The sequence below is a fragment of the uncultured Methanobrevibacter sp. genome (assembly GCF_937881195.1).
Lineage (GTDB): Archaea > Methanobacteriota > Methanobacteria > Methanobacteriales > Methanobacteriaceae > Methanobinarius.
Map to the genome: position 1 here is coordinate 1 of NZ_CALGFC010000059.1, position 24,964 is coordinate 24,964.

Genomic DNA, 24,964 nt, shown 5'->3' on the forward strand with positions numbered 1-24,964 from the left:
TTTATTTATAATGTTTAGTTTTATAAAATAATTAATAAATATTAAAACTTATATTATAATTTATTTATAATGTTTAGTTTTATAAAATAATTAATAAATATTAAAACTTATATTGTAATTTAATTATAATGTTTAGTTTTATAAAATAATTAATAAATATTAAAATGTATATTATAATTTAATTATAATGTTTATTTTTATAAAAATTCAATTAATTTTTACTAAGTGAAAATATGTTAATTAAAAATTCATTAGATGAAATGAAAAAAAGAGAAATTTCTCTTAGTGTAATTAAATCAATCATTGATAATAATGGTAGGAATTCTATTTATGATTTAACTGGTCTATCTGGAGGTTTTTTAGCGACCTCTGATGATTTAAGTCTTTTAGAAACCTATGTTGGTCCTGCAATTTTTGAAGAAAATTTACAAAATCTTGGTAAAGATCACCTTGGCGGAGAAAAAATATTAGCAGTTAATAGAACTAGTTCTGGTATTTTGGCTACTATATTAACTATTGTTGGGGAAAACACTGAGGTAATACATTTTTTACCAGAATTTCCTGCTCATCCATCAATTCCTCGTAGTTGTAAGCTTGTAGGTGCTAAATATTCAGAATTTGAAAATATCCTAGATTTTAAAAATAATTTTTCAGATAATGTTTCTTTGGTTGTTATCACTGGATCTACTATGGATCACAAAGTATTAAATGAAGAAGATTTTAAATCTGCTATAAAAGTAGCTAAAGATAATAATATTCCGGTATTAGTCGATGATGCTTCAGGAGCTCGCCTTAGAACAGCAATATACTCTCAAAGTAAAGCTACTGATTTAGGGGCTGATTTAGTTGTTACAAGCACTGATAAACTTATGATGGGTCCTAGGGGAGGATTAATGGCAGGGAATTCGGAATTAATTAATCAAATAAAAACAAAAGCTCATCAATTCGGATTAGAAGCTCAACCTCCTTGTATTTTAGCTATGGTTAAAGGACTTGAAAATTATAGGGAAGATGATTTAAAAAATTCTTTATCTAAAAAAGAAGAATTAATAAATTTAGTTAATAGAGAATTTCAAATGTTTGAAGAAACTCCTACTGGGATTAAAGTTTCTGAAAAATCTCTTGAAGAGGAAATATTATTAAATAATTATGAGATTAATTCTAAAATTTCATCTAGAGACTTGTGTTTTTTATGGGCAATGATTCTCTTAAAGGATCAAAATATTATTACAATTCCTGTTGTTTCAATGCCTGGTGCATCAGCAACAGTTAGATTTGATTTGGCTTCTAATGATGCAAAAGAATTAGATATAAATAATCTTTATAATAAAATAAAAAAATCTTTTGAAAGTCTATTAAAAATAATTGATAATGAGGATTTAGCTAAAGAAATTTTATTTAGCATTTAGAATAAGTATTTTTGGATTTTTAGTAACTAACTATAATAATTAAATTTTTAGTAACTATAATAATTAAATTTTCAGTAATTATAATAATCAAATTTCTATTTAATTATGGCGATATTAAAAAATTTTATTATCAATTAAAAATCTTATTATTTTTTATTATTTTTGGAAAGAAAAGAAATTATTTTCTTATTTTATGATCTTTTATTTTCCAAAATATTCTCTTTAAAAAAGTTAATAAATATTACTTCTATTTCTTTTTAGTTTTTTTTGAGATTACATTCTCCAGATATTACTTTTTTTAATTCTCCATTTGTTAATTCAAGAATTAAAGCACCTTGATTATTGATTCCAACAGCATTTCCTTTTAATACTTTGCCTAATGGTTGTCTTATTTCAACATAACTACCAATTGTTTGTGACATTCTTCTCCAATCATACATTATGTCATCAAATTGTTCAAGTTTAAATAAGTTATATACTTCTTCAAATTCATTAAGGAAGTTTGCAATAGTTTCAGATTCTTTTATTTCAATTTTTGCTTCAACACTAAGAGAAGTAGCTCTGTTTTTAACATCTTCTGTTAAAACATCAACATTTAAATTTGTATCAATTCCTACGCCTACAATAACATATTCAACAGAGTTAAATTTAGCATTTGCTTCTGTAAGAATTCCACACACTTTTTTGTTATTTATAAGTATGTCATTTGGCCACTTTATTCTGGCATCAATATTCATTCCTCTAAGGGTTCTAGCTACAGCAACTCCAGTAGCTAATGTTATAAGGGAAGCTTTTGAAGGATCAATGTCTGGTTTAAGTATTATTGAAAGCCATACTCCTCCACTGGGAGACTCCCATTTTTTACCTCTTCTTCCTTTTCCTTTAGTTTGAGTTTCAGATATTACTACTGTACCTTCAGGAGAACCTTGCTTTGCTAAAAATTTAGCTACACTATTTGTAGATTCAACTTCTTTGAAGCTATATATTTCTTTCCCAATATATTCTGTGGATAATTCTTTTTTAATCATTCCACTAGGAATGTATTCAATTTCCTGACTTCCAATTTTTCTTAAAAATCCTGCAATTTCTGCTTCATCTATTTTAAGAATCTTTTCAGCAGATTCTTCTGATATTTTATCTTTATTTTTTGATAAAAGTTCTTGCATACTTTTTTTCATAAAATCACTTGGTAGAAGATCTTATCATAATTATTCATTTTTTATAATTTTAATAATAATAATAATAATAATAATTGTGAAGTTGTATTAAATTACTTCTTCATTTGATGCTTTTGAGCAGTATTTAAATATGAACCAACAGCAGCTGAGATTGCAGCTACTTTTTTACCTGGGAGGAAAGTAGATCGCATACGATTTATTCTTTCAGTATCTTCTTCCATTATTTCTTTCATTTCATCGTCTATTCCTTTTCTATGATCATCAACAAAATGAGTATGAAGTTCTCCAGATAAAAAATGATCATTTCTCATTATTGCTTTATGGAAAGGAATAGTTGTTTTAACACCTAAGATAATATATTCGCTTAATGCTCTTTTCATTCTAGCGATGGCTTCATTTCTATTACTTCCCCAAGTAATCAATTTAGATATCATTGAATCATAAAATGTTGGTATGGAGTAGTTCATATAAACTCCACTATCTAATCGAACACCAGGACCGCCAGGAGACCTGTATCCAGTAATTCTACCTGGATTTGGTGCAAAATCGGCTAATGGATTTTCTGCATTTATTCTACATTCTACTGCATGTCCATTCACCTGAACATCTTCCTGTGAATAACTTAACTCTTCTCCAGAAGCTATTTTCAATTGTTCTTTAACGAGGTCAATGTTAGTAATAATCTCAGTAATAGGGTGTTCTACTTGTATTCTAGTATTCATCTCTAAGAAATAATAATCTCCACCACTATATAAAAATTCAATTGTACCAGCACTTGTATAATTAATATATTCAGCAGCTTTTATTGCACTTTCACCCATTTGTTCTCTTAACTCTTCGGTCATAATTGGTGATGGTGCTTCTTCGATTAATTTTTGATGTCTACGCTGAATAGAACATTCTCTGTCAGCTACGTGTATAGTGTTTCCATGGTCATCAGCTAAAATTTGGAATTCAATGTGTCTTGGTTTTTCAATATATTTCTCAATGAATACTGTTGAATCTCCAAAATTTGTAGAAGCTACAGATTGTGTGGATTCTATTGCCCGTACTAATTCATCTTCTTCGTAAACAGTACGCATTCCAATTCCTCCACCACCAGCTGAAGCTTTAACTATCACGGGATAACCAATAGATTCTGCAATTTTAACAGCTTCATCAATATCTGTGACACCACTATCGGTTCCTCCAATAACAGGAACTCCTGCCTTTTTCATAAGTTTTTTAGAGGTAATTTTATCTCCCATTGATTCAATTACTTTTCCACTTGGTCCAATAAGCGCTATATTATTTTTTTCGCATTGTTTTCCAAGTTCTGAGTTTTCAGCTAAGAAACCGTAACCTGGATGAATAGCCTCTGCCCCTGATTCAATAGCTATATCCATTATCTTTTCAATATTAAGATAGCTCTTTGAAGGTGATGGATTACCTAATGCATATCTTTCATCTGCATAATTAGTATAAAGAGAAGTCTTATCTGCATCTGAGTAAATAGCTACACTTTTAACATCTAATTCACGGCATGCCCTCATTATTCTTATGGCTATTTCTCCTCTATTAGCAATCAATACTTTATCAAACATTTAGAGCCTCTTTTAATCTTCAATCAATATAATTTTTTTTAAATTAGTGTCAATTTTTTAATTTTGTTCTTATATTTTTTAATAAATATTTTAAACAATAATATATCTAAAATTTCTATATTTGTAAATTATAATAAGTATAAATAGATTATAATAATTATATATATTATTAATATATTATAAATAATTTTTTAAAAATAATAATTTATGAAATAATAATTTTTTAAAATAGTAATTTTTAAAATAGTAATTTCATTAAATAAATCTATCCTATTAAATTTAATATATAATAATATAATGAAATTATATAAAATTATATAAAACTTTATAAAACTTTATAAAATTATATAAAATTATATAAAACTTTATAAAATTAAATAAAATTATAATAAGATATTAATAAATATATAGAAATTGGATAATAATCAATAAAATTTAGTTTTTATAAAAATTAAAATTACTTGAATATTCTAAGAATTACATACCTAATTTCCAAATAAATTGGAATAATTTAAATAAATAATAAACAATATTTTTATAAAAATTTATTTGTATAAAAAGTTACATTTTGATTATAGTTGATATATATTATATTGTTTATATTGCTATATTTTAGACTATTATGAAATAATAATTTTTTTATATAATTTTTTAAGATAATTAAATTTTTAATATAATAAATATTATTTTATTGGATAATATCTTTTTAAAGAAAAACATATATTTATTATAATATAATATTATTTATTAATATTTTATAATAAAAATTTATAATATAATATATTATAATATAAAAGTTTAATAATAATATTAATATTATCATTAATATTATCATTAATAGTAATCATAATAATAATGGTATTCATAATCATAATAATTGTTTTGATATAGGTTTAAAATGAGAATAACAAAAAAAAGACATTTGGAAATAGCCATTGAAAATATTCCACGATTTGAATCTCCTAAAATAGATCTTGAACAATACCCTACTTCTGCATCAATTGCTGCGGATCTTTTATGGAATGCGAAAAATTTAGGGGATATTTCAAACAGATCGCTCATTGATTTGGGTTGTGGAACAGGAGTATTTGCTATTTCTTCTGCACTACTTAATGCTAGATGTGCAATGGGTGTTGATATTGATTCTTCTGCAATAAAAATTGCAAAAAAAACTGTAAATGACATGAAAATTTCAAATGTTAAGTTCATAACCGAAGATATCAATAATATTGAAAACTTTGATTTGGAAAATGATTCTAATTTAAATAATAATTTTAATAACTATGATTATCTCAAGAATTTAAAATTTGAAACAGCTATTACAAATCCTCCTTTTGGGGCTCAATCTAAAGGTAAAAGGGGAGCTGACAGAATTTTCATGAAAATAGCTTTAAATCTTGCAAAAGTTGTTTATTCTTTCCATATAGCTGAAACTAAAGATTTTGTAACTAATTTTTATGAAAATTTAGGTGGAAATATTACTCATGAATTTTTTTATAAGTTTCCATTATTAAATACTTATGAGTTCCATACTCAGGAAAGTAGGGATATTGAGGTAATTGTTTTCAGAGTCTGCAAATATATCTAAAATTATATTTATTTTTAAAATTTTATCTTTTTAATTTCAAAAATCTCATTTCTTTTATTTCTAATTAAAATTAACTCTTTCAATTTCAATTTTAAAGTTTTTTAAAAGTTTTTATTATAAATATTAGCAAAGTTTAAATACTTATTTGGCTAAATATTAATAATATATATTCAAATGAATATATTAAGATTATTAAAAAATATAATTAAAATTTGTAGCTAATATTTGTTTAACCTCATTATCAATATTTTTTTTATTAAATATGATAATTAATTGGTGGGTTTTATATAATATAATATGGTTACCAATATTATAATTGATATAATATTGAGTTGTACATTTACTTAGTGATAGCTATGTCAATTTAATGACAAGCTTTATATATAGATGACGATAAATATCTATAAATGCATAAAAAACAGGTTTCTATATTTATTCCAGATTCATTCTTAAGTGAGACTACTGATTTAAAAATTAAAACTTCTAAAATTGGAGTTGTTGGAAGGGCTTTAGCTTTATTCCAGGTTGATCAGATTGTTATTTATAAGGATCTTTCTCAAAATGATGATAAATACTTATCCGACGCTGATTTTATGGCTGATGTTCTTGAATATATGAATACTCCTCAATATCTTAGAAAAAGGGTATTTCCTATTCGTTCAGAGTTAAAACATGTTGGGATTCTCCCTCCTCTTAGAACTCCTCATCATCCTATTGAATCTGATTTAAAAGTCGGTGATTATAGACAAGGATTTACTGTCAGGAGAAATAAGAAAGGCACTTATATTGATATTGGTATGAAGGTTGATTCTGGCATGAAAAATGCTGAAAATCTGGCTTTTTGCAAAGAGCAACTAAGTGTTAATAAAGTTTTTAGCTTTAGAGTCACAAAGTTAGCTAAAGAGGTAATAGTCACACCCGATGAACCGGATGACGTTTACTGGGGATATAAGACATTATCTACACATAAAAGTCTTAAAAATAGCTTGAAATTAGTTAATCCCGATTTTGTTGTTGAAACAACAAAATATGCAGATACGATAAATTCTATTTTTAATGAGTTTGAAGAAAGATTAGATAAAGCTGGCAATATTGCCATAGTCTTTGGAGGCCCTTATTCTTCTATTTCAGAGGATTTAAGTGGTTTTTCCTGGGATTTAATTAAATTAAATACTGTCCCTTCCCAAGGAACTGAAACTGTAAGGACTGAAGAGGCAATTGTTTCGACTTTGTCAATTATAAATATGATGTTAAATTTCTGTTGATGAAATTAACATTATAAATAACAAATCCTTTAAATAAACCTGTTATGAATATAACAAGTTTAAATTAATAACAAGTTCAAATGTTATATGCTTGATTTGTTATATATTTTGTTAATAGAGAATGAAAATTAAGTACATATTAAAATTTTGATTATAGTGTTGAACTATAATTTGTAAATCTAGCTTTTACATTGCTATTTGTTAGCTATAGTGCTATTTATAATCATAGTACTATTTAATTGAATTTTTGCTGTTAAAGTAGTTTTATTGCTCTTTGATTAGCAGTTGCTATCAATTTAGCTAGAGCTATATAAATTTAATGTTTATTTAGCAATATTGCTTATTATAATTTAGCAAATTAATACTAAGAATAAATAACATAACTAGAAATTAATATAACTAGTATAAAATTTGGTTTATAGGAGTATAATGTTGAATTATTGCTTTATTGTTATTTATTAAATATATCTAGATTTAATTAATAGTAAATATTGAATAATTAGTTTAATTGATATTATTAAACCAATTAATGCTTATTAATTAAGGAAATAATACACAAAATAAATATAAATACAAAAAGATGTAATAAAAGGAGGTTAATTAATGGTTAGACATCACCAGCCAAGGAGTGGATCTGTAGCATTCAGTCCTAGAAAAAGAGCTGCTAAAGAGACCCCAAGAGTGAAATCTTGGCCTCAAGAAGATGAGTCAAAGTTATTAGGTCTCGCTGGATACAAAGTTGGTATGACACATGCTATGATGGTTGATAATGATAAAAATTCTCCAACTAGTGGTATGGAAGTATTCACACCTGTAACTGTTCTTGAAGTACCCCCTGTTGTAGTAATGGGAGTACGTGCATATGAAAAAACTACTTATGGATTAAAGGTTATTACTGAAGTTCTTGCAGATAATTTAGATGAAGAACTTTCTAGGAAAATTTCACTTCCAAAAGAATATAATCAATCTGAAGCTATTGCAAAGATTCAGGAATCTTTAGAAGAAACTGTAGATATTAAAGTATTGGTTCACACAAACCCTAAAGTAACATCTGTTCCTAAGAAAAAGCCGGAAATATTTGAATGCGCGATAGGTGGAAAATCCGTTGAAGAAAAATTAAACGCGGCTCTTGAATTATTAGGCAATGAAGTAAAAGCTACTGACGTATTTTCTGATGGTCAGTATGTTGATTCTATTGCTACTACTAAAGGAAAAGGATTCCAAGGACCCGTTAAAAGATGGGGTATTAGGATACAGTATGGTAAAGCTGCTAGAAGTAGTAAAAAAAGACATATAGGGTCTATGGGTCCATGGACACCATCAAGAACTATGTGGACAGTACCTCAAGCAGGACAAATGGGTTACCATAAGAGAACAGAATACAATAAAAAAATCTTGAAAATTGGTGATTCATCTGAAATTGATGCAATCAATCCAGAAGGAGGATTTATTAAATACGGGATTGTCAAAAATGATTTTATCTTAGTTAAAGGTTCTCTTCCAGGTCCAAGTAAAAGATTAATTATTCTTAGGAAAGCTATGAGGGCAAAAGGTAAGTCCAATGACGCACCTCAAATAAATTACATAAGTACAAAGTCTAAACAAGGTGTCTAAATATTCACATGCTATTTTTTATTAGATACCAAAGTTTTTAGAGTTATGATAAAAGGTGTAGATCATGAAAGTTAATGTTTATACAATGGAAGGCGAAATTAAAGAAGAAATTGAGCTTCCAGCTATTTTTAATGAAGAATTTAGGCCAGATCTCATAAAGAGGGCGGTTATATCTTCACAAACAGCAAGAGTACAACCATGGGGTGCTGATCCTATGGCAGGTAAAAGGACTTCTGCAGAATCTTGGGGTTCAGGTAGGGGTGCAGCTATGGTACCAAGGATTAAAAATGGTTCTAAAGCAGCTTTTATTCCACAAGCTATTGGTGGAAGAAGAGCTCATCCTCCAAGACCTCAAAAAGTTTATCATGAGAAGATAAATGTTAAAGAAAGAAGATTTGCTATTAGATCTGCTATTGCGGCTACATGTAACCAAAATCTTGTTGAAGAAAGAGGCCATAATGTAGAAAACGTTCCACAATTACCTTTAATTGTTGATGATGAACTTGCAACTATTAAGAAAACCAAAGAGACTAGAGAAATATTCAAAAATTTAGGAATTTTTGAGGATGTTTCTAGAGCTAAAAAGGGTAAAAAAATTAGAGCAGGTAAAGGTAAATTAAGAGGAAGAAAATATAAAAAAGCTAAAGGACCTCTAATAGTTGTTGCTGATGATAAAGGAATTAGCTTGGGTGCAAGAAACCATGCTGGTGTAGATATTGTAACTGTTGAAAATCTTAATGCGGAATTATTAGCTCCAGGTACTCACCCTGGTAGATTAACAGTATTTACTAAATCCGCTATTGAAAAATTAGGAGGATTATTCCAATAGATTCCTTAGAGGGAATTATTTATTGGGATAATTAAGAAGGTGGATAACATGGATCCGTATTCAGTTATTGTTAGACCTCATGTTACAGAAAAGACTATGAATCTAATTGATCAGAGAAATGAACTTACTTTTGTTGTTTTAAGAGAAAGTGATAAAAAGGCTATTAAAAATGCTTTTGAATTTTTATTTGATGAAAAAGTTAAAAGTGTAAACACTCACATAAATTCAAAAGGACTTAAATTAGCATACATTTCTTTAGTTGAAGAAAATGCTGCAGAGGATGTAGCTGTTAAAATGGGAGTATTCTAATAGGGAATAAAAAGGATACAAACATATAAGGAGAATAAAAAATGGGAAAACGATTAATACACCAAAGAAGAGGAAGAGGAACTCCTGCTTATCGTAGTGCTTCTCATCGTTTTAAAGATAAGATCCAATATAGGGCTTATGATAAAATTGAAAAAGAAGGAAGTCTAAAAGGGAAAGTCGTGGATATTGTTCATGATCCTGGAAGATCTGCTCCTATTGCTCAGGTTAAGTTTGAAAATGGTGAAAAGAAATTTATATTAGCTCCTGAAAGTATTCAAATTGATGATGAAATTGAATGTGGTGTTTCAGCTCAAATAAGTTTTGGTAATTCTTTACCTTTAGCTGAGATCCCTGAAGGAACTCCAATTTATGATATTGAAAATAGACCTGGGGATGGTGGAAGATTTGTAAGATCTTCTGGAACTTATGCTTCTTTAATTACACACGATGCTGACAAAGCTGTTATTGAACTCCCTTCTGGAGAATTAAAATCTTTTAATCCAGCATGTAGGGCAACTATTGGTGTTGTAGCAGGTGGAGGAAGAAAAGACAAACCATTCCTTAAAGCAGGTAAAAGATGGCATGCCTTTAAAGCTAAAGGTAAGAAATCTATGACTGTTAGGGGAGTAGCTATGAATGCAGTAGATCACCCACACGGTGGAGGAAACAGACAACATCCTGGACGACCTACTACAGTTTCTAGACACACACCTCCAGGAAGAAAAGTTGGTTCTATTGCGGCTAGAAGAACAGGTAAGAGAAGATAATACTAAGGATGTGACTGCTTGGCAAGAAAAGTATTTAAATATCAAGGTTATACTCTAGAAGATTTACAAAAAATGTCTTTAGAGGATTTAATGAAAATATTACCAGCAAGGCAAAGAAGGTCTTTGAAAAGAGGATTTTTACCAAGACAACAAACTGTGCTGGATAAATTTAGAAAGTTGAAAAAACAAGAACAAAAAGGTGGAAAACCTCTAGTTATTAAAACTCATTGTAGAGATATGATAGTTTTACCTGAAATGGTAGGAACTATTTTCGGTATTTACAATGGTAAAGAATTTGTCGAAGTAAAAATAAGTGCTGAAATGATTGGCTCTTATTTTGGTGAATTTGCACCAACTAGACAAAGAGTTCAACATGGAGACCCAGGTATGGGAGCTACCAGATCATCTATGTTTGTACCACTTAAATAGGGTTGTTAAGGAGATTATTTTATGGCTGATATTAAATATGCTTATAATGATGAAGATGGCTCTAAAACAGCTCGTGCTATGGGTAAAACTCTTAAAATTTCTCCAAAGCATTCTGTTGAGATATGTAGGGCAATAAGAGGAATGAATGTAGAAAAAGCAAAAAATTACTTAGTTGAAGTAATTGATATGAAAAAAGCAATTCCTTTCAAAAGACACAATAAAAAAGTGGGACATAGGAAAGGATTAACTGGATGGCCTAGTGGAAGATATCCTGTTAAAGCAGCTAAACAAATATTAAATATTTTAGAAAATGCTGAAGCTAATGCTGAATATAAAGGCATGGATACTGAAAACTTAAAAATAGTACATATTTCTAGCCACAGAGGTTTTGTAATTAAAGGAGGAATTCCAAGAGCATTTGGAAGAGTTACTCCTTTTAATACTCCTACAACCCATGTACAAATTGTTTTAGGGGAGGCTTAAATTAATGATTGAAAAAGATTTTGTCACTGAAGGTCTAAAAAGGACTAAAATTGACGAATATTTAGAAAATGAACTTGAAAGAGCCGGATATGGTGGAATGGATGTTCAAGTAACTCCTTTAGGTACAATGGTAGTTGTATATGCTGAAAGACCTGGAATGGTTATTGGTAGGGGTGGAAAGACTGTAAGGGCTATTACTCAAACTCTTAAAACTGATTTTGGATTGGATAATCCTCAAGTTGAAGTTAAAGAAGTTGATGTTCCTGAACTTAATCCAAAAATTATGGCTTATAAAATTGCATCAATGTTACAAAGAGGAATGCATTTTAGAAGAGTAGCTTATTCAACCATCCGTAGGATTATGGGTGCTGGAGCTCAAGGTGTAGAAGTAACTATTTCTGGTAAAATTAGAGGGTCAAGATCTGCTGTTGCTAAATTTGTAGAGGGCTATATCAAAAAATGTGGTGAACCATCAACAAGATTTGTCAATGAAGGTTTTGCTACTGTACAACTAAAACCTGGTGTTTTAGGTATTTTTGTTAGAATAATGCCTCCTGAAGCAGTTTTACCGGATAAAGTTGATATTTTGCCTCCAACATTAGAAACTCCTGATGAATCTGAAGATTCTATTGCAACAGAAAAAGTTGTTGTTGAGTTAGAAGGAGATAATGTTGATGAAGCTAAAATTGCTGAAGAAGAAATAGAAATTGATGAAGTAGAACTTGAAGAATTAGAGGAACTTGAAGAAGTAGCTTCTGAGGAAGAAACTAATGAAGAAATTTTAGAAGAATCCGAATTAGCTGACTCTGAAGAATCAGATGAATCTAAAGAAGTTCCAAAGGAGACTTCAGAAGAATAGGATGATTTAACCTATTCTTTTAAATTAATATTTATTTATTAAGAGTTGAAGTAAATGGCGATTTTAAGAAGTAAAGAAATTTGGGAAATGGAAATTGAGGACATTCAAGAAAAATTGACTGAACTCAAAGCAGAATTAGCTAAAAATATTTCTAAGAGTTCTGCTGCTGGGGTTAATGAAAATCCTGGTAAAATCCGAGAACTTAAAAGGACTATTGCTCGGGTTCTTACAATTATGAACCAAAAACAGAAGGAGAACTAAATGAAAATCTGTGATGTATGTGGTCTTCCTGAAGAACTTTGTGTTTGCGAAGAAATTGCAAGAGAAGTTCAAACTGTAAAAGTATACACAGTTAGAAGAAGATTCGGAAAACTTATGACAATTGTAGAAGGTATAGATGAACATGATATTGATATTAAAGAGCTTACTAAAGAACTAAAAGCTAAATGTGCTTGTGGAGGTACAGCTAAAAAAGGTCAAATAGAACTTCAAGGCGACCATAAAAGGAAAGTTAAAGAAGTTTTATCTGACATGGGCTTCTCTTCAGACACTATTGAAATCAGAGACTCTGATAAAAAATTCAATAGAAGGAAAAGGTAATCTTTAGAGAATTATATGGATAATAAATTAAAATTATTAATTATCTATATTATTTATATGATATCATAAATCCTTTAAAATGTCATTAAACCCACAAATTCAATTATTAGATAATATGATAACCTCAAAGAATATTTTTCATCATGAATTGATTGGATTAAACTTAAAGGTTTTTAATAGTTCTAATAATTTTTTAATTGGAATTAGTGGGAAAATCATAGATGAAAGGAAAAAAACTATCACTATTGAAACTGAAGATAATGGGATTAAAATAATTCCAAAAGATGTTTCAATTTTTCATCTTTTTCTTCCAAATGGAGAATTAGTTGAAATTGACGGTAAGATTTTAGTTAATCGTCCTGAAGATAGAATTAAAAAGAAATATAAAAAGTTATAATATACAATTATAATTATATACGGTTTAAAAGTTATATTGGTGATAATATGGTTGGTCTTAATGTTCAACAAGTAGAAGCTGAATGTAATGATGCTAACTGTCCTTTTCACGGAACTTTACCAGTTAGAGGACAAGTCCTTGAAGGAATTGTTATTAGTGATAAAGCAGAAAGGACTATTACAGTAGAGCGCAGTTTCTATAAATTCATACGTAAGTATGAAAGATATGAAAAGAGAAAATCAAAAATTAATGTTCATAAACCTGATTGTTTCAATGTAAAAATTGGAGATTCAGTTAAAATAGCAGAATGCAGACCTTTAAGTAAAACTAAGCATTTTGTATTAGTAGAAGTAAAAGGAGACAGCTAAATGAAAACTCTTACATCTAATGTATCTAAATCTCTACCTATTGGGGCTCGTCTCAGTTGTGTAGATAATACAGGTGCACGTGAAATCGAAATTATATCTGTTAAAGGATATAAGGGAGTACGTAGGAGACTTGATGTTGCAGGTGTTGGCGATCTTGTTGTTGCTTCTGTAAAAAAAGGTACTGCAGATATGCGTAGAGAAATTGTCAATGCTGTTGTTGTGAGACAAAAAAAAGAATATCGTCGTGCTGATGGATTTCGTGTAAAATTTGAAGATAATGCTGCAGTTATTATTACTCCTGAAGGAGTATTAAAAGGATCTGAAGTTAGAGGTCCTGTTGCTAAAGAAGCAGCAGATAGGTGGCCTAGTGTTGGAAGTGCTGCAAGTATTTTGATTTGATTATTAAGGTGAAAAAATGTCAAAACAACCAAGAAAACAAAGAAAAGCTCTTTATAATGCATCTTTACACCTTCGTCGTAATATTATGAGTGTCACTTTGAGTAAAGATTTAAAAGAGGATTTTGGAAAAAAATCTTTACCTATTAAAACTGGTGATTCTGTACAAATCATGCGTGGTGAATTCAAAGGGCATGAAGGGAAAGTTGAAAAAATAGACTCTAGAAATTATAGGATTAATGTTGAAGGAGCTACTTTGAGTAAACCTGATGGAAACTCTGTTTTCTTCTCAGTTCATCCATCTAATTTAATGATTGTTGATGCAGATATAAAAGACGAAAGAAGAAGTAGAATTATTGAGAGGAAGGGATAAAATGGCAAAAATGGGATCAAGAAAGCATCTTAAAAGATTTAAAGCTCCTAAAAATTGGCCTATTAGTCCAAAAGAAAATAAATGGACAGTTAAACCTGCAGCGGGACCTCATGCTATTGAAGATTCTTTATCTTTACTCGTTGTAATTAGGGATATTTTAGGATTAGCTGATAACTCAAGAGAAGCAAAAAGAATTATTAATACTGGTAAAGTATTAGTTGATGGTAGAGCTAGAAAAGATTACAAATTTCCAGTAGGTTTTATGGATGTAGTTGAAATTCCAGCTTCTAAAGAATTTTATAGAGTTTTACCAGATTTAAAAGGTAGATTAACTCTTCATCCTATTTCTGAAGAGAATAGTAAATTTAAATTATGTAAAATAAGTAATAAGACTACTCTAAAGAAAGGTAAAATACAATTAAATCTTCATGATGGTAGAAATCTTATTGTAGAAGATCTTTTCTCTGCTAATGATGTAATAAGTTTATCTATCCCTGATCAAGAAGTTAATGACAATTTCAAGTTTGAAGAAGGTTCTCTAGTGCTTATTACTGGAGGTAAACATATTGGTGAAATTGGTAAAATCAATGAAATCAATATTAATAAATCATCTAATCCAAATACAGTTGTTGTTGAAAATGATAAAAAGGAAAATTTCCTTACATTGAAAGATTATGCGTTTGTCATAGGAAAAGAAAAGCCTGCAATATCACTTCCAGGAGGTAAATAAATGAACCCTATGGAAGAAGTTGTAATATCTAAAGCTACTTTAAATATAGGTGTTGGAGAATCTGGAGAAAGATTATCTCGTGCTATGAATCTTTTATCTGAATTAACTGGTCAAGAACCTGTAAAAACTTTTTCTAAAGTAACAAATCCCGAATTTGGTATTAGAAAAAACCAACCTATTGCATGTAAAGTTACTTTACGTGGTGAAAAGGCTAATAAAGCTATTAAAATGGTTTTAGATGGAATTGGCAATAATTTAAGAGAGAAACAATTTGATGATCAAGGTAATGTTTCTTTTGGTATAGCTGAACATATTGATATTCCAGGTATTCGTTATGATCCTGATATTGGTATATTTGGTATGAATGTTTCTGTTACTTTTGAAAAACCAGGATATAGGATTAAAAGAAGGAAAATCCAACAAAAGAAAATTCCTAAAAGGCACATGGTTAAAAAGGAAGAGACAATTAAATATATGGAAGATAAATTCCAAGTAAATGTTAATCAAGAATAATTTCTTGGGCTTATATTAATAATTTAGTTTATAATTAATAATTGAATTTATAAATAATTAAATTTATTAATAATTAAATTTATTAATTGAGAATAATTAATGTTTTAAATAATTAAGGTGATATGTTGCCAAGAAAATACGGAAAAGCAGCAAAAAAATGTAGTCGTTGTGGAGATCATTCTGCTATGGTCAGTCGTTACGGACTCATGTTATGTAGGCAATGTTTTAGAGAGATTGCTCCTAAAATTGGATTTAAAAAATATAATTAGAGGTGTTAATTATGACTCTTATGGATCCTCTTGCTGATGCTCTTACTAATATAAGAAATAATGAACTTCAAGTTAATGAATCATGTTCTATTTCTCCTGCCTCTAAATTAATTGGGCAAGTTTTGAGCACAATGCAAAAAGAGAATTATATTGGTGAATTTGAATATATAGATGATAACAAGGCGGGAAAGTTTCAAGTTGAACTTGAAGGTAACATCAATCAATGTGGTGTTATAAAACCTCGTCATGCTGTTAAGAAAGATGAGTTTGAAAAATTTGAAAAAAGATATTTACCAGCAAAGAATTTTGGAATTTTAATAGTCACTACTCCTGAAGGCATCATGACTCATAATGATGCTAAAGAAAGAGGTATTGGTGGCCGTTTGCTGGCTTACATGTATTAGGTGATAAAATGGTTATAGCTGCTAATATTAAGGAAGAAATTGGTATTCCTGAAGGTGTAGATGTTACCATTGGTGATAATGTAACAGTTAAAGGACCTCAAGGCGAGATTTCTAGAAAATTTACATATCCTAATATATCTATGAAAAAGGAAGATGGAAAAGTAGTTTTAGAAACTCTCTTCCCTAAGAAGAAAGATAAATCCATGATAGGAACTACTCGTGCTCATATTAATAATATGATTATTGGGGTTACTGATGGATTCACTTATCATATGAAAATTGTATTTGCTCACTTTCCAATGAATGTAAAAGTTAGTGGAAATAAAGTCAATATTGATAATTTCCTTGGTGAAAGACATCCTCGTACTGCTAAGATTGTTGGCAGTGCAAAAGTTAATGTTAAAGGTGATGAAGTTACAGTCACTGGTATTAATAAGGAAGATGTTGGTCAAACTATGGCTAATTTAGAGCAAGCTACTAAGATTAAAGGAAGGGACCCAAGAGTATTCCAAGATGGAATATATCTTATAGAAAAAGCTTAAATAAATTTATTAATTAAAAAAATCATTATTTATGATATTATTGGTGATTCAATGAAGAAAAAATTCAAAAGACAAGAATACGCCAGATATAAAAAGCTTGGAATAAAATGGAGACGTCCAAGAGGGAAAACTAGTAAAATGAGAAGGTATGAAGCAGGAAAACCTGCAATGCCTGCTATTGGTTATGGTTCTCCTAAATCTGAGAGAGGATTACATCCATCTGGATTTAAAGATATTCTTGTTAGAAATATGTCTGAATTAGAAAATTTAAATCCTGATACTGAGGCTGGCAGAATTAGTGCTACTATTGGTAAGAAAAAAAAGGAAATGATGTTAACTAAGGCATCAGAATTAGGAATTAAAATTTTAAATAAATAATTTTTATTAGATAACAAATTTATTAGAGAATATAGTATTATGTATTGTATAAATAAATTTTAAATTAAAATAAATTTTAAGATTTTTTAATTTTAAGATTTTATGGATATATTGAGTAAAATGATTATTGATGAATAGTTATAATAATAAAAATACATTTGTGATAATATTTGTCGATAAATACTAAATGATATTTTATCTCATAATATTGATTTTAATTTAATAATATGTATTCTAATTAGATATATTGGGAGTATAAACTTATTGGATAAATAATAATTTTTATTTATATATTTAATAAGTATATTTCTTGTGTTATTTAGTATTATTAAAAGTTAAGGGAGCTTAAATCAATAATTAGGATTATGTTATAATTATTGTTTAATTAAGCTAATAAAAGCTAAAATGGAGGTTTATTATGAATCTTACCACTCAAAAGAGATTAGCTGCAAGTATACTCAAAGTTGGGATTAATAGAGTATGGATTGATCCTGAACAAATTGAAGAAGTATCAAGGGCTATTACAAGAGAAGGTGTTAAGCAGCTAATTGATCAAAAAGCTATAAAAGCTAAACCTCAAAAAGGTATTAGTAGTTATAGATCAAAAAAATTAGCTGAGCAAAAGAAAAAAGGAAGAAGAAAAGGTAGAGGTAGCATTAAAGGAGCTAAATATGCAAGAACTCCTAAAAAACAAGCTTGGATGACTACTATAAGGTCTTTGAGAAAAGATCTTAAAACTATGCGTGATGCAGAAGAGATTGATGTTACTACATATCGTAAATTGTATAGAATGGCTAAAGGTGGAGCCTTTAGAAGTAAATCTTATATGAAAACCTATGCCAGGGATCATGATTTGATTAAATAAGGAGGAATGAATTTGGCACAAGGATCAAAATATAAAGTAGCATTTAGAAGAAGAAGAGAAGGGAAAACTAATTATGATGCTAGAATGAAATTAGTAGATTTAGATAAATCTAGATTAGTAGTTAGAGTTTCCAATGCTAATGTTATAGTTCAAATTATTAATGTGGGAGAAAACGGTGATGAAACTGTTGTTTCTGCACATTCTAAAGAATTACAAAAATTAGGTTGGTTAGGTGGAACTAAAAACACTAGTGCAACTTATTTAACTGCTTATTTATGTGCTAAAAAAGCTTTAGACAAAGGTGTCGAGAAAGCTGTTTTAGACATTGGTTTAAAATCATCTATTAAAGGTTCTAAAGTTTTTGCAGCTGTTAAAGCAGCTAATGATGCAGGATTAGATGTTCCTTATGGGGAATCTATTGTACCTAGTGATGATAGAATTGCTGGTGAACATATTGCGGAATATGCTAAGTCTTTAGACGATAATGAAGTTAAAAAACAATTTTCTAAATATTTAGAAAGAGGACTTCAACCTGTAGATTTACCTAATCACTTTGAAGAAATTAAAAATAAAATTGAGAAGGCTTGAGGGGTACTATGAGTTTTAATATGGAAGACTGGGAACCTAAAACAAAAGTTGGTAGAATGGTCAAAGATGGTACCATTACTGATATTGATGAAATATTTGAAAAAGGTCTCCCAATAATGGAATTAGAAATAATTGATGCTTTAGTTCCTGATTTAGAAGAAGAAGTAATGGATGTAAATTTAGTCCAAAGAATGCATAAATCTGGAAGAAAAGTTAACTTTAGAGTAATTGTTGCAGTTGGCAACAAAAATGGTTATGTTGGTTTAGGCCAAGGCAAAGCTCGTGAAGTAGGTCCGGCTATCAGAAAAGCTGTTGATGATGCTAAATATAATATCATCAAAGTTAGAAGAGGCTGTGGAGATTGGGGTTGTGTATGTGGAAGAGAACATACTGTACCATTTAAAGTAGAAGGTAAAACTGGAAGTGTTAATGTTATTTTGATGCCTGCTCCTGCAGGTGTTGGATTAGCTGTTGGAGATGTTGGTAAAACAATATTGAAACTTGCTGGAATCGGTGATGTATGGTCTCAAACTAGTGGTCAAACTCAAACTACAGTTAACTTTGCTAATGCAATTTTTGAAGCTTTAAAACAGTTAACTAAAGTTAAAGCTAGTGAAAAAGATCTTAAAAATATGGGTGTATGCTCTAGCTAATAGCTATAATTAATATATATGTAATATATAGGTGATTAAATGTTTTTTGTTATTAGAGTCAGAGGTACAACTGGTGTTAAAAAAGATATTGCTGACACTTTAAAGATGTTAAGATTAAATAGGATTAATCATGGTGTTTTAATAGAAGATACTCCTAGTTTTGATGGTATGCTTCATAAAGCTAAAGATTATATTACTTGGGGAGAAATTGACTCTGAGAATTTAGCTGAACTTATTTCAAAAAGAGGAGAATTTATTGGTGGAGTAAGAATCACTGATGAACTTCTAGCAGAAAAAACACAATATTCTTCTATTAAAGAATTGGCTGATGCTCTTATTAATTCTGATGTTAAAGGAGAAGATATTGATATTAAACCAGTATTTAGATTACATCCTCCAAGAAAAGGTTATGAAGGTATTAGAAGCTCAATTAAAGAAGGCGGATCCTTAGGTTATAGAGGAGAATCTATTAAGGATTTAGTCAAAAAAATGAGCTAATAATCTTTTAACTAATGTAGGTGTTATAATGATTAGAAAAACTCGTAAAATTAATAAAATGAGAGGTTCTAGGTCTATTGGTGGAGGCTGCACTAAAAAAAGAAGAGGTGCAGGCCACAAAGGTGGTAAAGGTAAAGCTGGATTAGGCAAACATCACTGGACTTGGACCGTTAAAAATGATCCGAATCATTTTGGGAAATATGGTTTTAAAAGACCTCAAAAAATGATTAATAAAGTTAAACCTGTTAATATAGGATATTTGGATGATAATTCTGAGAAATTATTATCTAAAGGTATAGCAACTAAAGAAGGAGATATTATTGTTATTGATGTAACTGATTTAGGTTACGATAAAGTTTTAGGTAAAGGTAATTTATTAAAACCTTTGATAATTAAATCTCCTGAATTTTCTGCTTCTGCAGAAGATAAAATACAAGAAGCTGGTGGAGAAGCTATAAAATTATAGCTTTACTCTTGTATAAAACATTTTATATAATTTACTAATTTTAGATATTTATAAAATATCTATTTATATTAGTTTTTTATTGTTGTATACTATATAGAAATATAAATAAATATTAAAATAAAAACAAGAATATATATTAAAATATAATAATTAGATTATATATTGAGTATATAATTTGATTATATTAGGTATATATTATTATATTTAATTAAGTTTATAATAATTAATATGTCTAATTATTGAATTAGAATCTTTAATGCAGTTATTTGCTGAAATTATAAATAAATTATAATAGTCTATAAATATAAATCATTTATAGATGCTGTTTACAATTATAACAAATATTACAAGTACTGAGGAATAAAATGATCTTAGATTATTTAAAACCATTGTTTTCCATATTGCCTGAGGTAAAAACACCTATTCATAGGCAAGATTTCAGAGAAAAGCTTAAATGGACCGGTATTGTATTGGTACTTTATTTTTTCTTAACACAAGTACCTTTATATGGGTTGAGTCCATTAGCAGTCGATCAATTTGCTCAAATGAGGGCCGTAATGGCAGGTAGTTTTGGCTCAATTCTCACATTAGGGATTGGTCCTATAGTTACTTCATCTATTGTATTACAACTTTTGGTAGGGGCAAAAATATTAAAACTAGACCTTTCCCGCCATGAAGATAAAGCATTGTTCCAAGGTACTCAGAAAATTTTAGCTATGGTATTCACAGTATTCGAAGCTGCTGTTCTTGTTTATACTGGAAGTTTAATTCCAACAGACCCATCATTATTATGGTTATTAATGCTTCAATTGATTATTGGGGCTTTATTAATACTTTTCCTTGATGAAGTTGTTTCAAAATGGGGTTTTGGAAGTGGTATAGGATTATTTATTGCTGCCGGTGTATCTGAAGCTATTGTTGTTGGAGCATTTAATTTTTTACCAACTCAAGCAAGTCCTGGTGTAATGCCTGGGATGATTCCTAAATTTATACAATCTATTGCATCTGGATCTCCTGACCCAACCATATTGATTCCTTTAATAGCTACAATTGGTGTTTTCTTAGTTGCTGTTTATGGAGAAAGTATGAGGGTAGAAATACCTATTTCTCATGGATCAGTTAAAGGGCATGGACGTATTAGAGGTTCAGTGGCTAAATATCCTTTGAAATTTATTTATGCTAGTAATATGCCGGTTATATTAACTAGTGCGCTTCTTGTTAATATTTCATTAATGGCAAGTGTATTTCAGAAATTAGGATTCCCTATTTTGGGTCAAGTTGCCAATGGTAAACCTATTAGTGGAATTGCTTATTATCTAACTACTCCTTCAAGTTTAGGTGTAGTAATTACTGACCCATTAAAAGTTTTAATATATGGTCTTTTCTTTATTGGTTGTTGTATATTATTCTCGTGGTTATGGGTAGAAATGAGTGGTTTAAGTGCTAAAGAAGTTTCTAAACAACTATATAATTCAGGAATTCAAATTCCTGGCTTTAGAAGTAGTAAGCGACAACTATATAAAATAATGAATAAATATATTCCTGCTCTAACAGTTCTTGGTGGTGTCTTTGTAGGATTACTTGCTTTTGGTGCTGATTTAACTCAGGCTGTTGGTGGGGGTACTGGTGTTTTACTTACTGTAGGTATTATTTATAAATTATATGAAGAAATTGCACAAGAACAATTAATGGATATGCATCCAATGCTTAGAAAATTCTTAGGAGATAATTAGTTATAATAAAAATAATGAATAATCAATAGTGAGGAGATTTAATTGAAATTAGTAGTATTAACTGGAATTCCAGGTTCTGGAAGCACTACTGTTCTAGAGCATACTTTAAAAAAAGTTAATTATGTTCATTTAAATTATGGGGATGTAATGACTGAAATAGCTATAGAAAAAGGTATTGTAAAAGATAGAGATGAACTTAGAAAATTGTCTCCTGAAACTCAAAAAGAAATTCAAAAAAAAGCAGCTGCAAAAATAAAAGAAAGTTCTACTGAGGATAATATTATTGTAGATACTCATTGTACTATATCTACTCCTTCTGGTTTTTTACCAGGACTTCCTAAGTGGGTTCTTGAAGAATTAAAACCAGATACATTCGTTTTAATTGAAGCTGATCCTGATGAAATAATGCTTAGACGGATTTCTGATGAGACACGAACTAGAGATTTAGAAATGTATGATGATATTAAGTTACACCAAGAAATGAATAGGGCTGCCTCTATGGCCTACGCAACTCTTACTGGTGCTACTGTAAAAATATTAGAAAATCATAATGATCAACTTGATGTGATTGTTGATAAATTATTTGAAATTTTATAGACATAATATATAAGAGGATAATAAAATGGTTTTAGAAATAATTTTCAATGGGCTTAATTGGGTTTTTGGCCCAATATTAGCTTTAGATCCTATGCCTAATAATCCAATGCTTACAATTTTTTTAATAGCAACTATTATTGCGTTTTTTACCACTTTAGCTAATAAATTGTTAGTTGACCAAGATGAAATGGAAGCTTCAAGAGAAGAAATGAAAAAGTTCCAAGAAAAAATGAAAGAAGCTCAAATGAGTGGGGATGCTAAAGCTTTAGCTAAAGCTCAAGCTATGCAAAAAGATGTTATGGCAAAACAAGGAGACATGATGAAAAATTCATTTAAACCATTGCTAGTGACTCTTATTCCAATAATGATAATGTTTTGGTGGATGGGTCAACCTACAAATCCAATTAATAATGTAATTGTTCACCTTCCTCAATTTGTTTACTATGTATTATTAGTTCCAGTTTGGCATGGTGTTTATGGCATGTTTTATGGAGGAGGACCATCTGCTCCATTTATTGCAGGTTGGTTAGGTTGGTACATAATGTGCACATTTGCTATGACACAAATTCTTAGAAAATTCATGGGCTTTAAAACAGGTTTTTAACCTGTAAGCCTTTATTATCATGATTTTTAACTTATAACTATATAATATATCTATTTATAGTATATGAGTTATTAATTTTATAACCTCTCATGATCAAATCTCGCTATAACAATAGATCATGTAATACTATTTAATATAAAAGAGATGCTAAATAATAATGTAATTTCTATTGAAAATAATGAAATTAAATTCTCTGTTGGAAAATAGTAAAATTGAATAATATTAAATATTATACTAAAAAATATTTAATAATTAAAAATATTAATTAATGAGATATTTATATAATTAATATATTCTTTAGATAATTAATATATTAATATAACTTAAAATATTTAGATAATATAATTTTAAATATTATAATTTAGATATTTTTTTAGAAAATGTTTAGATACATTAATATCCATATATAAAAAAATACTAATTTAGATAAGATATTAAATAATATCTAATAAATAATGAAATTTACATAAATTTAAAAGGTGAGAAAATGCCTGAATCAAGATATAGATCTAGATCATATAAAAGAATTAATAAAAAGACTCCTGGTGGACAAAATGTCCTAAGATATAAAAAGAAAAAACCAAGTAAGCATATATGTGCTGAGTGTGGTGCAGTTTTACATGGGGTTCCTAGAGGAAGACCATATGAAATTGGAAAATTATCAAAGACTAAAAAAAGACCTAATAGGCCATTTGGAGGATATTTATGTTCTAAATGCGCTCGTGATCATTTCAAATCAGAGGCAAGGTCCTAATGATTATAACAATCGGTGGTTTGGCGGGTAGTGGAACTACTACGGCAGCTGATGTATTATCAAAAAAAATTGATATTCCTTTTATTTCTGCTGGAGGTATCTTTAGAGATATGGCAAAAGAAAAGGGAATGTCTCTTTTAGAATTTAGCAAGTTTGCTGAAGATAATACTGCTATCGATATTGAACTTGACAAAAGACAAGCTGAAATAGCTAAAAATTCTGAAAATCTTATTGTGGAAGGAAGACTTTCTGCTTATTTTGTTGAAGCAGATCTTAAAATATGGTTACTCGCACCATTAGATATTAGGGCAAATCGTGTTTCAAAACGTGAATCTAAATCAATGGGAGTCGTTACTGAAGAAATAATTATTCGTGAAGAGAGTGAAGCTTTAAGATATTTAGATATTCATAATATAGATATTAATAATTTTGATATCTATGATTTAGTGCTTAATACTAATAGGTTCGATCCTGATAGTATTGCAAAAATTATATTAACAACATTAAAGGTGATATAAATGGCATCCATAGAAGTAGGAAGAGTATGTGTTAAAACAGCTGGAAGAGAAGCTGGAGAAAAATGTGTGATTATTGAACTCATTGATGAAAATTTTGTAGAAGTTGTTGGAGGTTCTGTTAAAAATAGAAGATGTAATATAAGTCATTTAGAACCTCTTGAAGAAACATTAGATGTTTCTGGCGACGTTGAAGCTATTAAAAAAGATTTAGAATCTTTATAATATTGGCTTATTTATAATAATAAATATTTTTTAATTATATTTATTATTTTATTACTTTTCATTATTCTTTAATTTTTTATTAGTTTTCTATTTTTATTATTTTTTAGTTTTTTTTATTAGTTTTCTATTTCTATTATTTTAATATTTTTTAGTTTTTTTTTTTATTAGTTTTCTATTTCTATT

At 28.9% G+C, this 24,964-nt stretch carries 35 protein-coding genes; 33 read left to right on the forward strand and 2 right to left on the reverse strand.

Annotation, left to right across the window (positions count from 1 at the left end; translation table 11 throughout):
* Nucleotides 1-233: 233 nt before the first annotated feature.
* Nucleotides 234-1,409, forward strand: a complete 1,176-nt coding sequence (locus tag Q0087_RS07915; RefSeq protein ID WP_297899245.1) for a TIGR03576 family pyridoxal phosphate-dependent enzyme — start codon at nt 234-236, stop codon at nt 1,407-1,409.
* A gap of 257 nt (nt 1,410-1,666) precedes the next feature.
* On the opposite strand, the gene Q0087_RS07920 is transcribed toward Q0087_RS07915, so the two are convergent.
* Nucleotides 1,667-2,587: a biotin--[acetyl-CoA-carboxylase] ligase gene (locus Q0087_RS07920; RefSeq protein WP_297899247.1), complete on the reverse strand. Its 921-nt coding sequence runs from the start codon at nt 2,585-2,587 to the stop codon at nt 1,667-1,669.
* Between the two features lie 92 nt (nt 2,588-2,679).
* Nucleotides 2,680-4,170 (reverse strand): acetyl-CoA carboxylase biotin carboxylase subunit, encoded by a 1,491-nt coding sequence (locus Q0087_RS07925; protein ID WP_297899249.1) that lies wholly within the window; start codon nt 4,168-4,170, stop codon nt 2,680-2,682.
* Between the two features lie 898 nt (nt 4,171-5,068).
* Between Q0087_RS07925 and Q0087_RS07930 the strand changes: the two genes are divergently transcribed.
* From Q0087_RS07930 to Q0087_RS08085, 32 genes are all read left to right on the forward strand, one after another.
* Nucleotides 5,069-5,758: an METTL5 family protein gene (locus Q0087_RS07930; RefSeq protein ID WP_297899252.1), complete on the forward strand. Its 690-nt coding sequence runs from the start codon at nt 5,069-5,071 to the stop codon at nt 5,756-5,758.
* A 407-nt stretch (nt 5,759-6,165) separates the two neighbouring features.
* The gene (locus tag Q0087_RS07935; RefSeq protein ID WP_297899254.1) at nt 6,166-7,023 is read left to right on the forward strand and encodes a putative RNA uridine N3 methyltransferase; all 858 of its coding nucleotides are present in this window, start codon (nt 6,166-6,168) and stop codon (nt 7,021-7,023) included.
* A gap of 603 nt (nt 7,024-7,626) precedes the next feature.
* Nucleotides 7,627-8,637 (forward strand): 50S ribosomal protein L3, encoded by a 1,011-nt coding sequence (rpl3p, locus tag Q0087_RS07940; RefSeq protein WP_297899256.1) that lies wholly within the window; start codon nt 7,627-7,629, stop codon nt 8,635-8,637.
* A 64-nt stretch (nt 8,638-8,701) separates the two neighbouring features.
* Nucleotides 8,702-9,466: a 50S ribosomal protein L4 gene (gene rpl4p, locus Q0087_RS07945; protein ID WP_297899258.1), complete on the forward strand. Its 765-nt coding sequence runs from the start codon at nt 8,702-8,704 to the stop codon at nt 9,464-9,466.
* Between the two features lie 48 nt (nt 9,467-9,514).
* Entirely contained in the window at nt 9,515-9,775 is a 261-nt protein-coding gene (locus Q0087_RS07950) for a 50S ribosomal protein L23 (RefSeq protein ID WP_297899259.1), read from the forward strand.
* Nucleotides 9,776-9,816: 41 nt separating this feature from the next.
* The gene (locus Q0087_RS07955; RefSeq protein ID WP_297899260.1) at nt 9,817-10,542 is read left to right on the forward strand and encodes a 50S ribosomal protein L2; all 726 of its coding nucleotides are present in this window, start codon (nt 9,817-9,819) and stop codon (nt 10,540-10,542) included.
* Between the two features lie 18 nt (nt 10,543-10,560).
* Nucleotides 10,561-10,971 carry a 30S ribosomal protein S19 gene (gene rpsS, locus Q0087_RS07960; protein ID WP_297899262.1) on the forward strand — a complete coding sequence of 137 codons (411 nt, stop codon included), beginning with the start codon at nt 10,561-10,563 and terminating at the stop codon, nt 10,969-10,971.
* Nucleotides 10,972-10,992: 21 nt separating this feature from the next.
* Nucleotides 10,993-11,454, forward strand: a complete 462-nt coding sequence (rplV, locus tag Q0087_RS07965) for a 50S ribosomal protein L22 (protein ID WP_297899264.1) — start codon at nt 10,993-10,995, stop codon at nt 11,452-11,454.
* A 4-nt stretch (nt 11,455-11,458) separates the two neighbouring features.
* On the forward strand, nt 11,459-12,313 hold the full coding sequence (locus Q0087_RS07970; protein ID WP_297899266.1) for a 30S ribosomal protein S3: 855 nt from the start codon (nt 11,459-11,461) through the stop codon (nt 12,311-12,313).
* A gap of 54 nt (nt 12,314-12,367) precedes the next feature.
* On the forward strand, nt 12,368-12,574 hold the full coding sequence (rpmC, locus tag Q0087_RS07975; protein WP_297899268.1) for a 50S ribosomal protein L29: 207 nt from the start codon (nt 12,368-12,370) through the stop codon (nt 12,572-12,574).
* Nucleotides 12,575-12,913, forward strand: coding sequence for a stress response translation initiation inhibitor YciH (yciH, locus tag Q0087_RS07980; RefSeq protein ID WP_297899270.1), 339 nt, complete (start codon nt 12,575-12,577; stop codon nt 12,911-12,913).
* 115 nt (nt 12,914-13,028) lie between these two features.
* The gene (locus tag Q0087_RS07985; protein ID WP_297899272.1) at nt 13,029-13,310 is read left to right on the forward strand and encodes a ribonuclease P protein component 1; all 282 of its coding nucleotides are present in this window, start codon (nt 13,029-13,031) and stop codon (nt 13,308-13,310) included.
* Between the two features lie 47 nt (nt 13,311-13,357).
* Nucleotides 13,358-13,678 carry a 30S ribosomal protein S17 gene (locus Q0087_RS07990; protein ID WP_297899274.1) on the forward strand — a complete coding sequence of 107 codons (321 nt, stop codon included), beginning with the start codon at nt 13,358-13,360 and terminating at the stop codon, nt 13,676-13,678.
* Entirely contained in the window at nt 13,679-14,077 is a 399-nt protein-coding gene (locus Q0087_RS07995; RefSeq protein ID WP_054834725.1) for a 50S ribosomal protein L14, read from the forward strand.
* Between the two features lie 16 nt (nt 14,078-14,093).
* Nucleotides 14,094-14,447 carry a 50S ribosomal protein L24 gene (gene rplX / locus Q0087_RS08000; protein WP_297899279.1) on the forward strand — a complete coding sequence of 118 codons (354 nt, stop codon included), beginning with the start codon at nt 14,094-14,096 and terminating at the stop codon, nt 14,445-14,447.
* 1 nt (nt 14,448) lies between these two features.
* Complete coding sequence (locus Q0087_RS08005; protein WP_297899281.1) at nt 14,449-15,177, forward strand: 30S ribosomal protein S4e; 729 nt, start codon at nt 14,449-14,451, stop codon at nt 15,175-15,177.
* On the forward strand, nt 15,178-15,690 hold the full coding sequence (locus Q0087_RS08010; protein WP_297899282.1) for a 50S ribosomal protein L5: 513 nt from the start codon (nt 15,178-15,180) through the stop codon (nt 15,688-15,690).
* 122 nt (nt 15,691-15,812) lie between these two features.
* Complete coding sequence (locus tag Q0087_RS08015; RefSeq protein WP_042701553.1) at nt 15,813-15,959, forward strand: 30S ribosomal protein S14; 147 nt, start codon at nt 15,813-15,815, stop codon at nt 15,957-15,959.
* 11 nt (nt 15,960-15,970) lie between these two features.
* Nucleotides 15,971-16,363 carry a 30S ribosomal protein S8 gene (locus tag Q0087_RS08020; protein ID WP_297899285.1) on the forward strand — a complete coding sequence of 131 codons (393 nt, stop codon included), beginning with the start codon at nt 15,971-15,973 and terminating at the stop codon, nt 16,361-16,363.
* An 8-nt stretch (nt 16,364-16,371) separates the two neighbouring features.
* Nucleotides 16,372-16,905: a 50S ribosomal protein L6 gene (locus tag Q0087_RS08025; RefSeq protein WP_297899287.1), complete on the forward strand. Its 534-nt coding sequence runs from the start codon at nt 16,372-16,374 to the stop codon at nt 16,903-16,905.
* A 51-nt stretch (nt 16,906-16,956) separates the two neighbouring features.
* Nucleotides 16,957-17,283 (forward strand): 50S ribosomal protein L32e, encoded by a 327-nt coding sequence (locus tag Q0087_RS08030; protein WP_297899289.1) that lies wholly within the window; start codon nt 16,957-16,959, stop codon nt 17,281-17,283.
* Nucleotides 17,284-17,701: 418 nt separating this feature from the next.
* Nucleotides 17,702-18,148, forward strand: a complete 447-nt coding sequence (locus Q0087_RS08035) for a 50S ribosomal protein L19e (RefSeq protein ID WP_297899291.1) — start codon at nt 17,702-17,704, stop codon at nt 18,146-18,148.
* A gap of 12 nt (nt 18,149-18,160) precedes the next feature.
* Nucleotides 18,161-18,736, forward strand: a complete 576-nt coding sequence (locus Q0087_RS08040; protein WP_297899293.1) for a 50S ribosomal protein L18 — start codon at nt 18,161-18,163, stop codon at nt 18,734-18,736.
* A gap of 8 nt (nt 18,737-18,744) precedes the next feature.
* Complete coding sequence (gene rpsE / locus Q0087_RS08045; protein WP_297899296.1) at nt 18,745-19,389, forward strand: 30S ribosomal protein S5; 645 nt, start codon at nt 18,745-18,747, stop codon at nt 19,387-19,389.
* Between the two features lie 39 nt (nt 19,390-19,428).
* On the forward strand, nt 19,429-19,887 hold the full coding sequence (locus tag Q0087_RS08050) for a 50S ribosomal protein L30 (RefSeq protein WP_297899298.1): 459 nt from the start codon (nt 19,429-19,431) through the stop codon (nt 19,885-19,887).
* Between the two features lie 28 nt (nt 19,888-19,915).
* The gene (locus tag Q0087_RS08055; protein ID WP_297899300.1) at nt 19,916-20,353 is read left to right on the forward strand and encodes an uL15 family ribosomal protein; all 438 of its coding nucleotides are present in this window, start codon (nt 19,916-19,918) and stop codon (nt 20,351-20,353) included.
* 365 nt (nt 20,354-20,718) lie between these two features.
* Nucleotides 20,719-22,086: a preprotein translocase subunit SecY gene (secY, locus tag Q0087_RS08060; RefSeq protein ID WP_297899302.1), complete on the forward strand. Its 1,368-nt coding sequence runs from the start codon at nt 20,719-20,721 to the stop codon at nt 22,084-22,086.
* Between the two features lie 42 nt (nt 22,087-22,128).
* On the forward strand, nt 22,129-22,683 hold the full coding sequence (locus tag Q0087_RS08065; RefSeq protein ID WP_297899304.1) for an adenylate kinase: 555 nt from the start codon (nt 22,129-22,131) through the stop codon (nt 22,681-22,683).
* Between the two features lie 25 nt (nt 22,684-22,708).
* A complete protein-coding gene (locus Q0087_RS08070; protein WP_297899306.1) occupies nt 22,709-23,287 on the forward strand; it encodes an EMC3/TMCO1 family protein in 579 nt (192 codons plus the stop codon).
* 487 nt (nt 23,288-23,774) lie between these two features.
* Entirely contained in the window at nt 23,775-24,041 is a 267-nt protein-coding gene (locus Q0087_RS08075) for a 50S ribosomal protein L34e (protein ID WP_297899307.1), read from the forward strand.
* Complete coding sequence (cmk, locus tag Q0087_RS08080) at nt 24,041-24,559, forward strand: (d)CMP kinase (RefSeq protein ID WP_297899309.1); 519 nt, start codon at nt 24,041-24,043, stop codon at nt 24,557-24,559. Before Q0087_RS08075 ends, cmk begins: the two co-directional genes overlap by 1 nt.
* Complete coding sequence (locus Q0087_RS08085; protein ID WP_297899311.1) at nt 24,560-24,781, forward strand: 50S ribosomal protein L14e; 222 nt, start codon at nt 24,560-24,562, stop codon at nt 24,779-24,781. It begins immediately after the preceding gene.
* Nucleotides 24,782-24,964 lie beyond the last annotated feature (183 nt).

What these genes read in the sequence shown, in the direction of transcription:
- Q0087_RS07935 (WP_297899254.1), top strand. Translation starts at nt 6,166, where the DNA reads ATGCATAAAAAACAGGTTTCTATATTTATTCCAGATTCATTCTTAAGT.
- rplX (WP_297899279.1), top strand. Translation starts at nt 14,094, where the DNA reads ATGTCAAAACAACCAAGAAAACAAAGAAAAGCTCTTTATAATGCATCT.
- Q0087_RS07925 (WP_297899249.1), bottom strand. Translation starts at nt 4,170, where the DNA reads ATGTTTGATAAAGTATTGATTGCTAATAGAGGAGAAATAGCCATAAGA.
- Q0087_RS08085 (WP_297899311.1), top strand. Translation starts at nt 24,560, where the DNA reads ATGGCATCCATAGAAGTAGGAAGAGTATGTGTTAAAACAGCTGGAAGA.
- rpsE (WP_297899296.1), top strand. Translation starts at nt 18,745, where the DNA reads ATGAGTTTTAATATGGAAGACTGGGAACCTAAAACAAAAGTTGGTAGA.
- Q0087_RS07970 (WP_297899266.1), top strand. Translation starts at nt 11,459, where the DNA reads ATGATTGAAAAAGATTTTGTCACTGAAGGTCTAAAAAGGACTAAAATT.
- cmk (WP_297899309.1), top strand. Translation starts at nt 24,041, where the DNA reads ATGATTATAACAATCGGTGGTTTGGCGGGTAGTGGAACTACTACGGCA.
- Q0087_RS08025 (WP_297899287.1), top strand. Translation starts at nt 16,372, where the DNA reads ATGGTTATAGCTGCTAATATTAAGGAAGAAATTGGTATTCCTGAAGGT.
- Q0087_RS07920 (WP_297899247.1), bottom strand. Translation starts at nt 2,587, where the DNA reads ATGAAAAAAAGTATGCAAGAACTTTTATCAAAAAATAAAGATAAAATA.
- Q0087_RS07985 (WP_297899272.1), top strand. Translation starts at nt 13,029, where the DNA reads ATGATAACCTCAAAGAATATTTTTCATCATGAATTGATTGGATTAAAC.
- rpl3p (WP_297899256.1), top strand. Translation starts at nt 7,627, where the DNA reads ATGGTTAGACATCACCAGCCAAGGAGTGGATCTGTAGCATTCAGTCCT.
- Q0087_RS07995 (WP_054834725.1), top strand. Translation starts at nt 13,679, where the DNA reads ATGAAAACTCTTACATCTAATGTATCTAAATCTCTACCTATTGGGGCT.
- Q0087_RS08055 (WP_297899300.1), top strand. Translation starts at nt 19,916, where the DNA reads ATGATTAGAAAAACTCGTAAAATTAATAAAATGAGAGGTTCTAGGTCT.
- Q0087_RS08035 (WP_297899291.1), top strand. Translation starts at nt 17,702, where the DNA reads ATGAATCTTACCACTCAAAAGAGATTAGCTGCAAGTATACTCAAAGTT.
- Q0087_RS08070 (WP_297899306.1), top strand. Translation starts at nt 22,709, where the DNA reads ATGGTTTTAGAAATAATTTTCAATGGGCTTAATTGGGTTTTTGGCCCA.
- rpl4p (WP_297899258.1), top strand. Translation starts at nt 8,702, where the DNA reads ATGAAAGTTAATGTTTATACAATGGAAGGCGAAATTAAAGAAGAAATT.
- rpmC (WP_297899268.1), top strand. Translation starts at nt 12,368, where the DNA reads ATGGCGATTTTAAGAAGTAAAGAAATTTGGGAAATGGAAATTGAGGAC.
- Q0087_RS07915 (WP_297899245.1), top strand. Translation starts at nt 234, where the DNA reads ATGTTAATTAAAAATTCATTAGATGAAATGAAAAAAAGAGAAATTTCT.
- Q0087_RS08015 (WP_042701553.1), top strand. Translation starts at nt 15,813, where the DNA reads ATGTTGCCAAGAAAATACGGAAAAGCAGCAAAAAAATGTAGTCGTTGT.
- Q0087_RS08005 (WP_297899281.1), top strand. Translation starts at nt 14,449, where the DNA reads ATGGCAAAAATGGGATCAAGAAAGCATCTTAAAAGATTTAAAGCTCCT.
- Q0087_RS07950 (WP_297899259.1), top strand. Translation starts at nt 9,515, where the DNA reads ATGGATCCGTATTCAGTTATTGTTAGACCTCATGTTACAGAAAAGACT.
- Q0087_RS07955 (WP_297899260.1), top strand. Translation starts at nt 9,817, where the DNA reads ATGGGAAAACGATTAATACACCAAAGAAGAGGAAGAGGAACTCCTGCT.
- yciH (WP_297899270.1), top strand. Translation starts at nt 12,575, where the DNA reads ATGAAAATCTGTGATGTATGTGGTCTTCCTGAAGAACTTTGTGTTTGC.
- Q0087_RS07930 (WP_297899252.1), top strand. Translation starts at nt 5,069, where the DNA reads ATGAGAATAACAAAAAAAAGACATTTGGAAATAGCCATTGAAAATATT.
- Q0087_RS07990 (WP_297899274.1), top strand. Translation starts at nt 13,358, where the DNA reads ATGGTTGGTCTTAATGTTCAACAAGTAGAAGCTGAATGTAATGATGCT.
- Q0087_RS08050 (WP_297899298.1), top strand. Translation starts at nt 19,429, where the DNA reads ATGTTTTTTGTTATTAGAGTCAGAGGTACAACTGGTGTTAAAAAAGAT.
- Q0087_RS08075 (WP_297899307.1), top strand. Translation starts at nt 23,775, where the DNA reads ATGCCTGAATCAAGATATAGATCTAGATCATATAAAAGAATTAATAAA.
- Q0087_RS08030 (WP_297899289.1), top strand. Translation starts at nt 16,957, where the DNA reads ATGAAGAAAAAATTCAAAAGACAAGAATACGCCAGATATAAAAAGCTT.
- Q0087_RS08010 (WP_297899282.1), top strand. Translation starts at nt 15,178, where the DNA reads ATGAACCCTATGGAAGAAGTTGTAATATCTAAAGCTACTTTAAATATA.
- secY (WP_297899302.1), top strand. Translation starts at nt 20,719, where the DNA reads ATGATCTTAGATTATTTAAAACCATTGTTTTCCATATTGCCTGAGGTA.
- Q0087_RS08020 (WP_297899285.1), top strand. Translation starts at nt 15,971, where the DNA reads ATGACTCTTATGGATCCTCTTGCTGATGCTCTTACTAATATAAGAAAT.
- rplV (WP_297899264.1), top strand. Translation starts at nt 10,993, where the DNA reads ATGGCTGATATTAAATATGCTTATAATGATGAAGATGGCTCTAAAACA.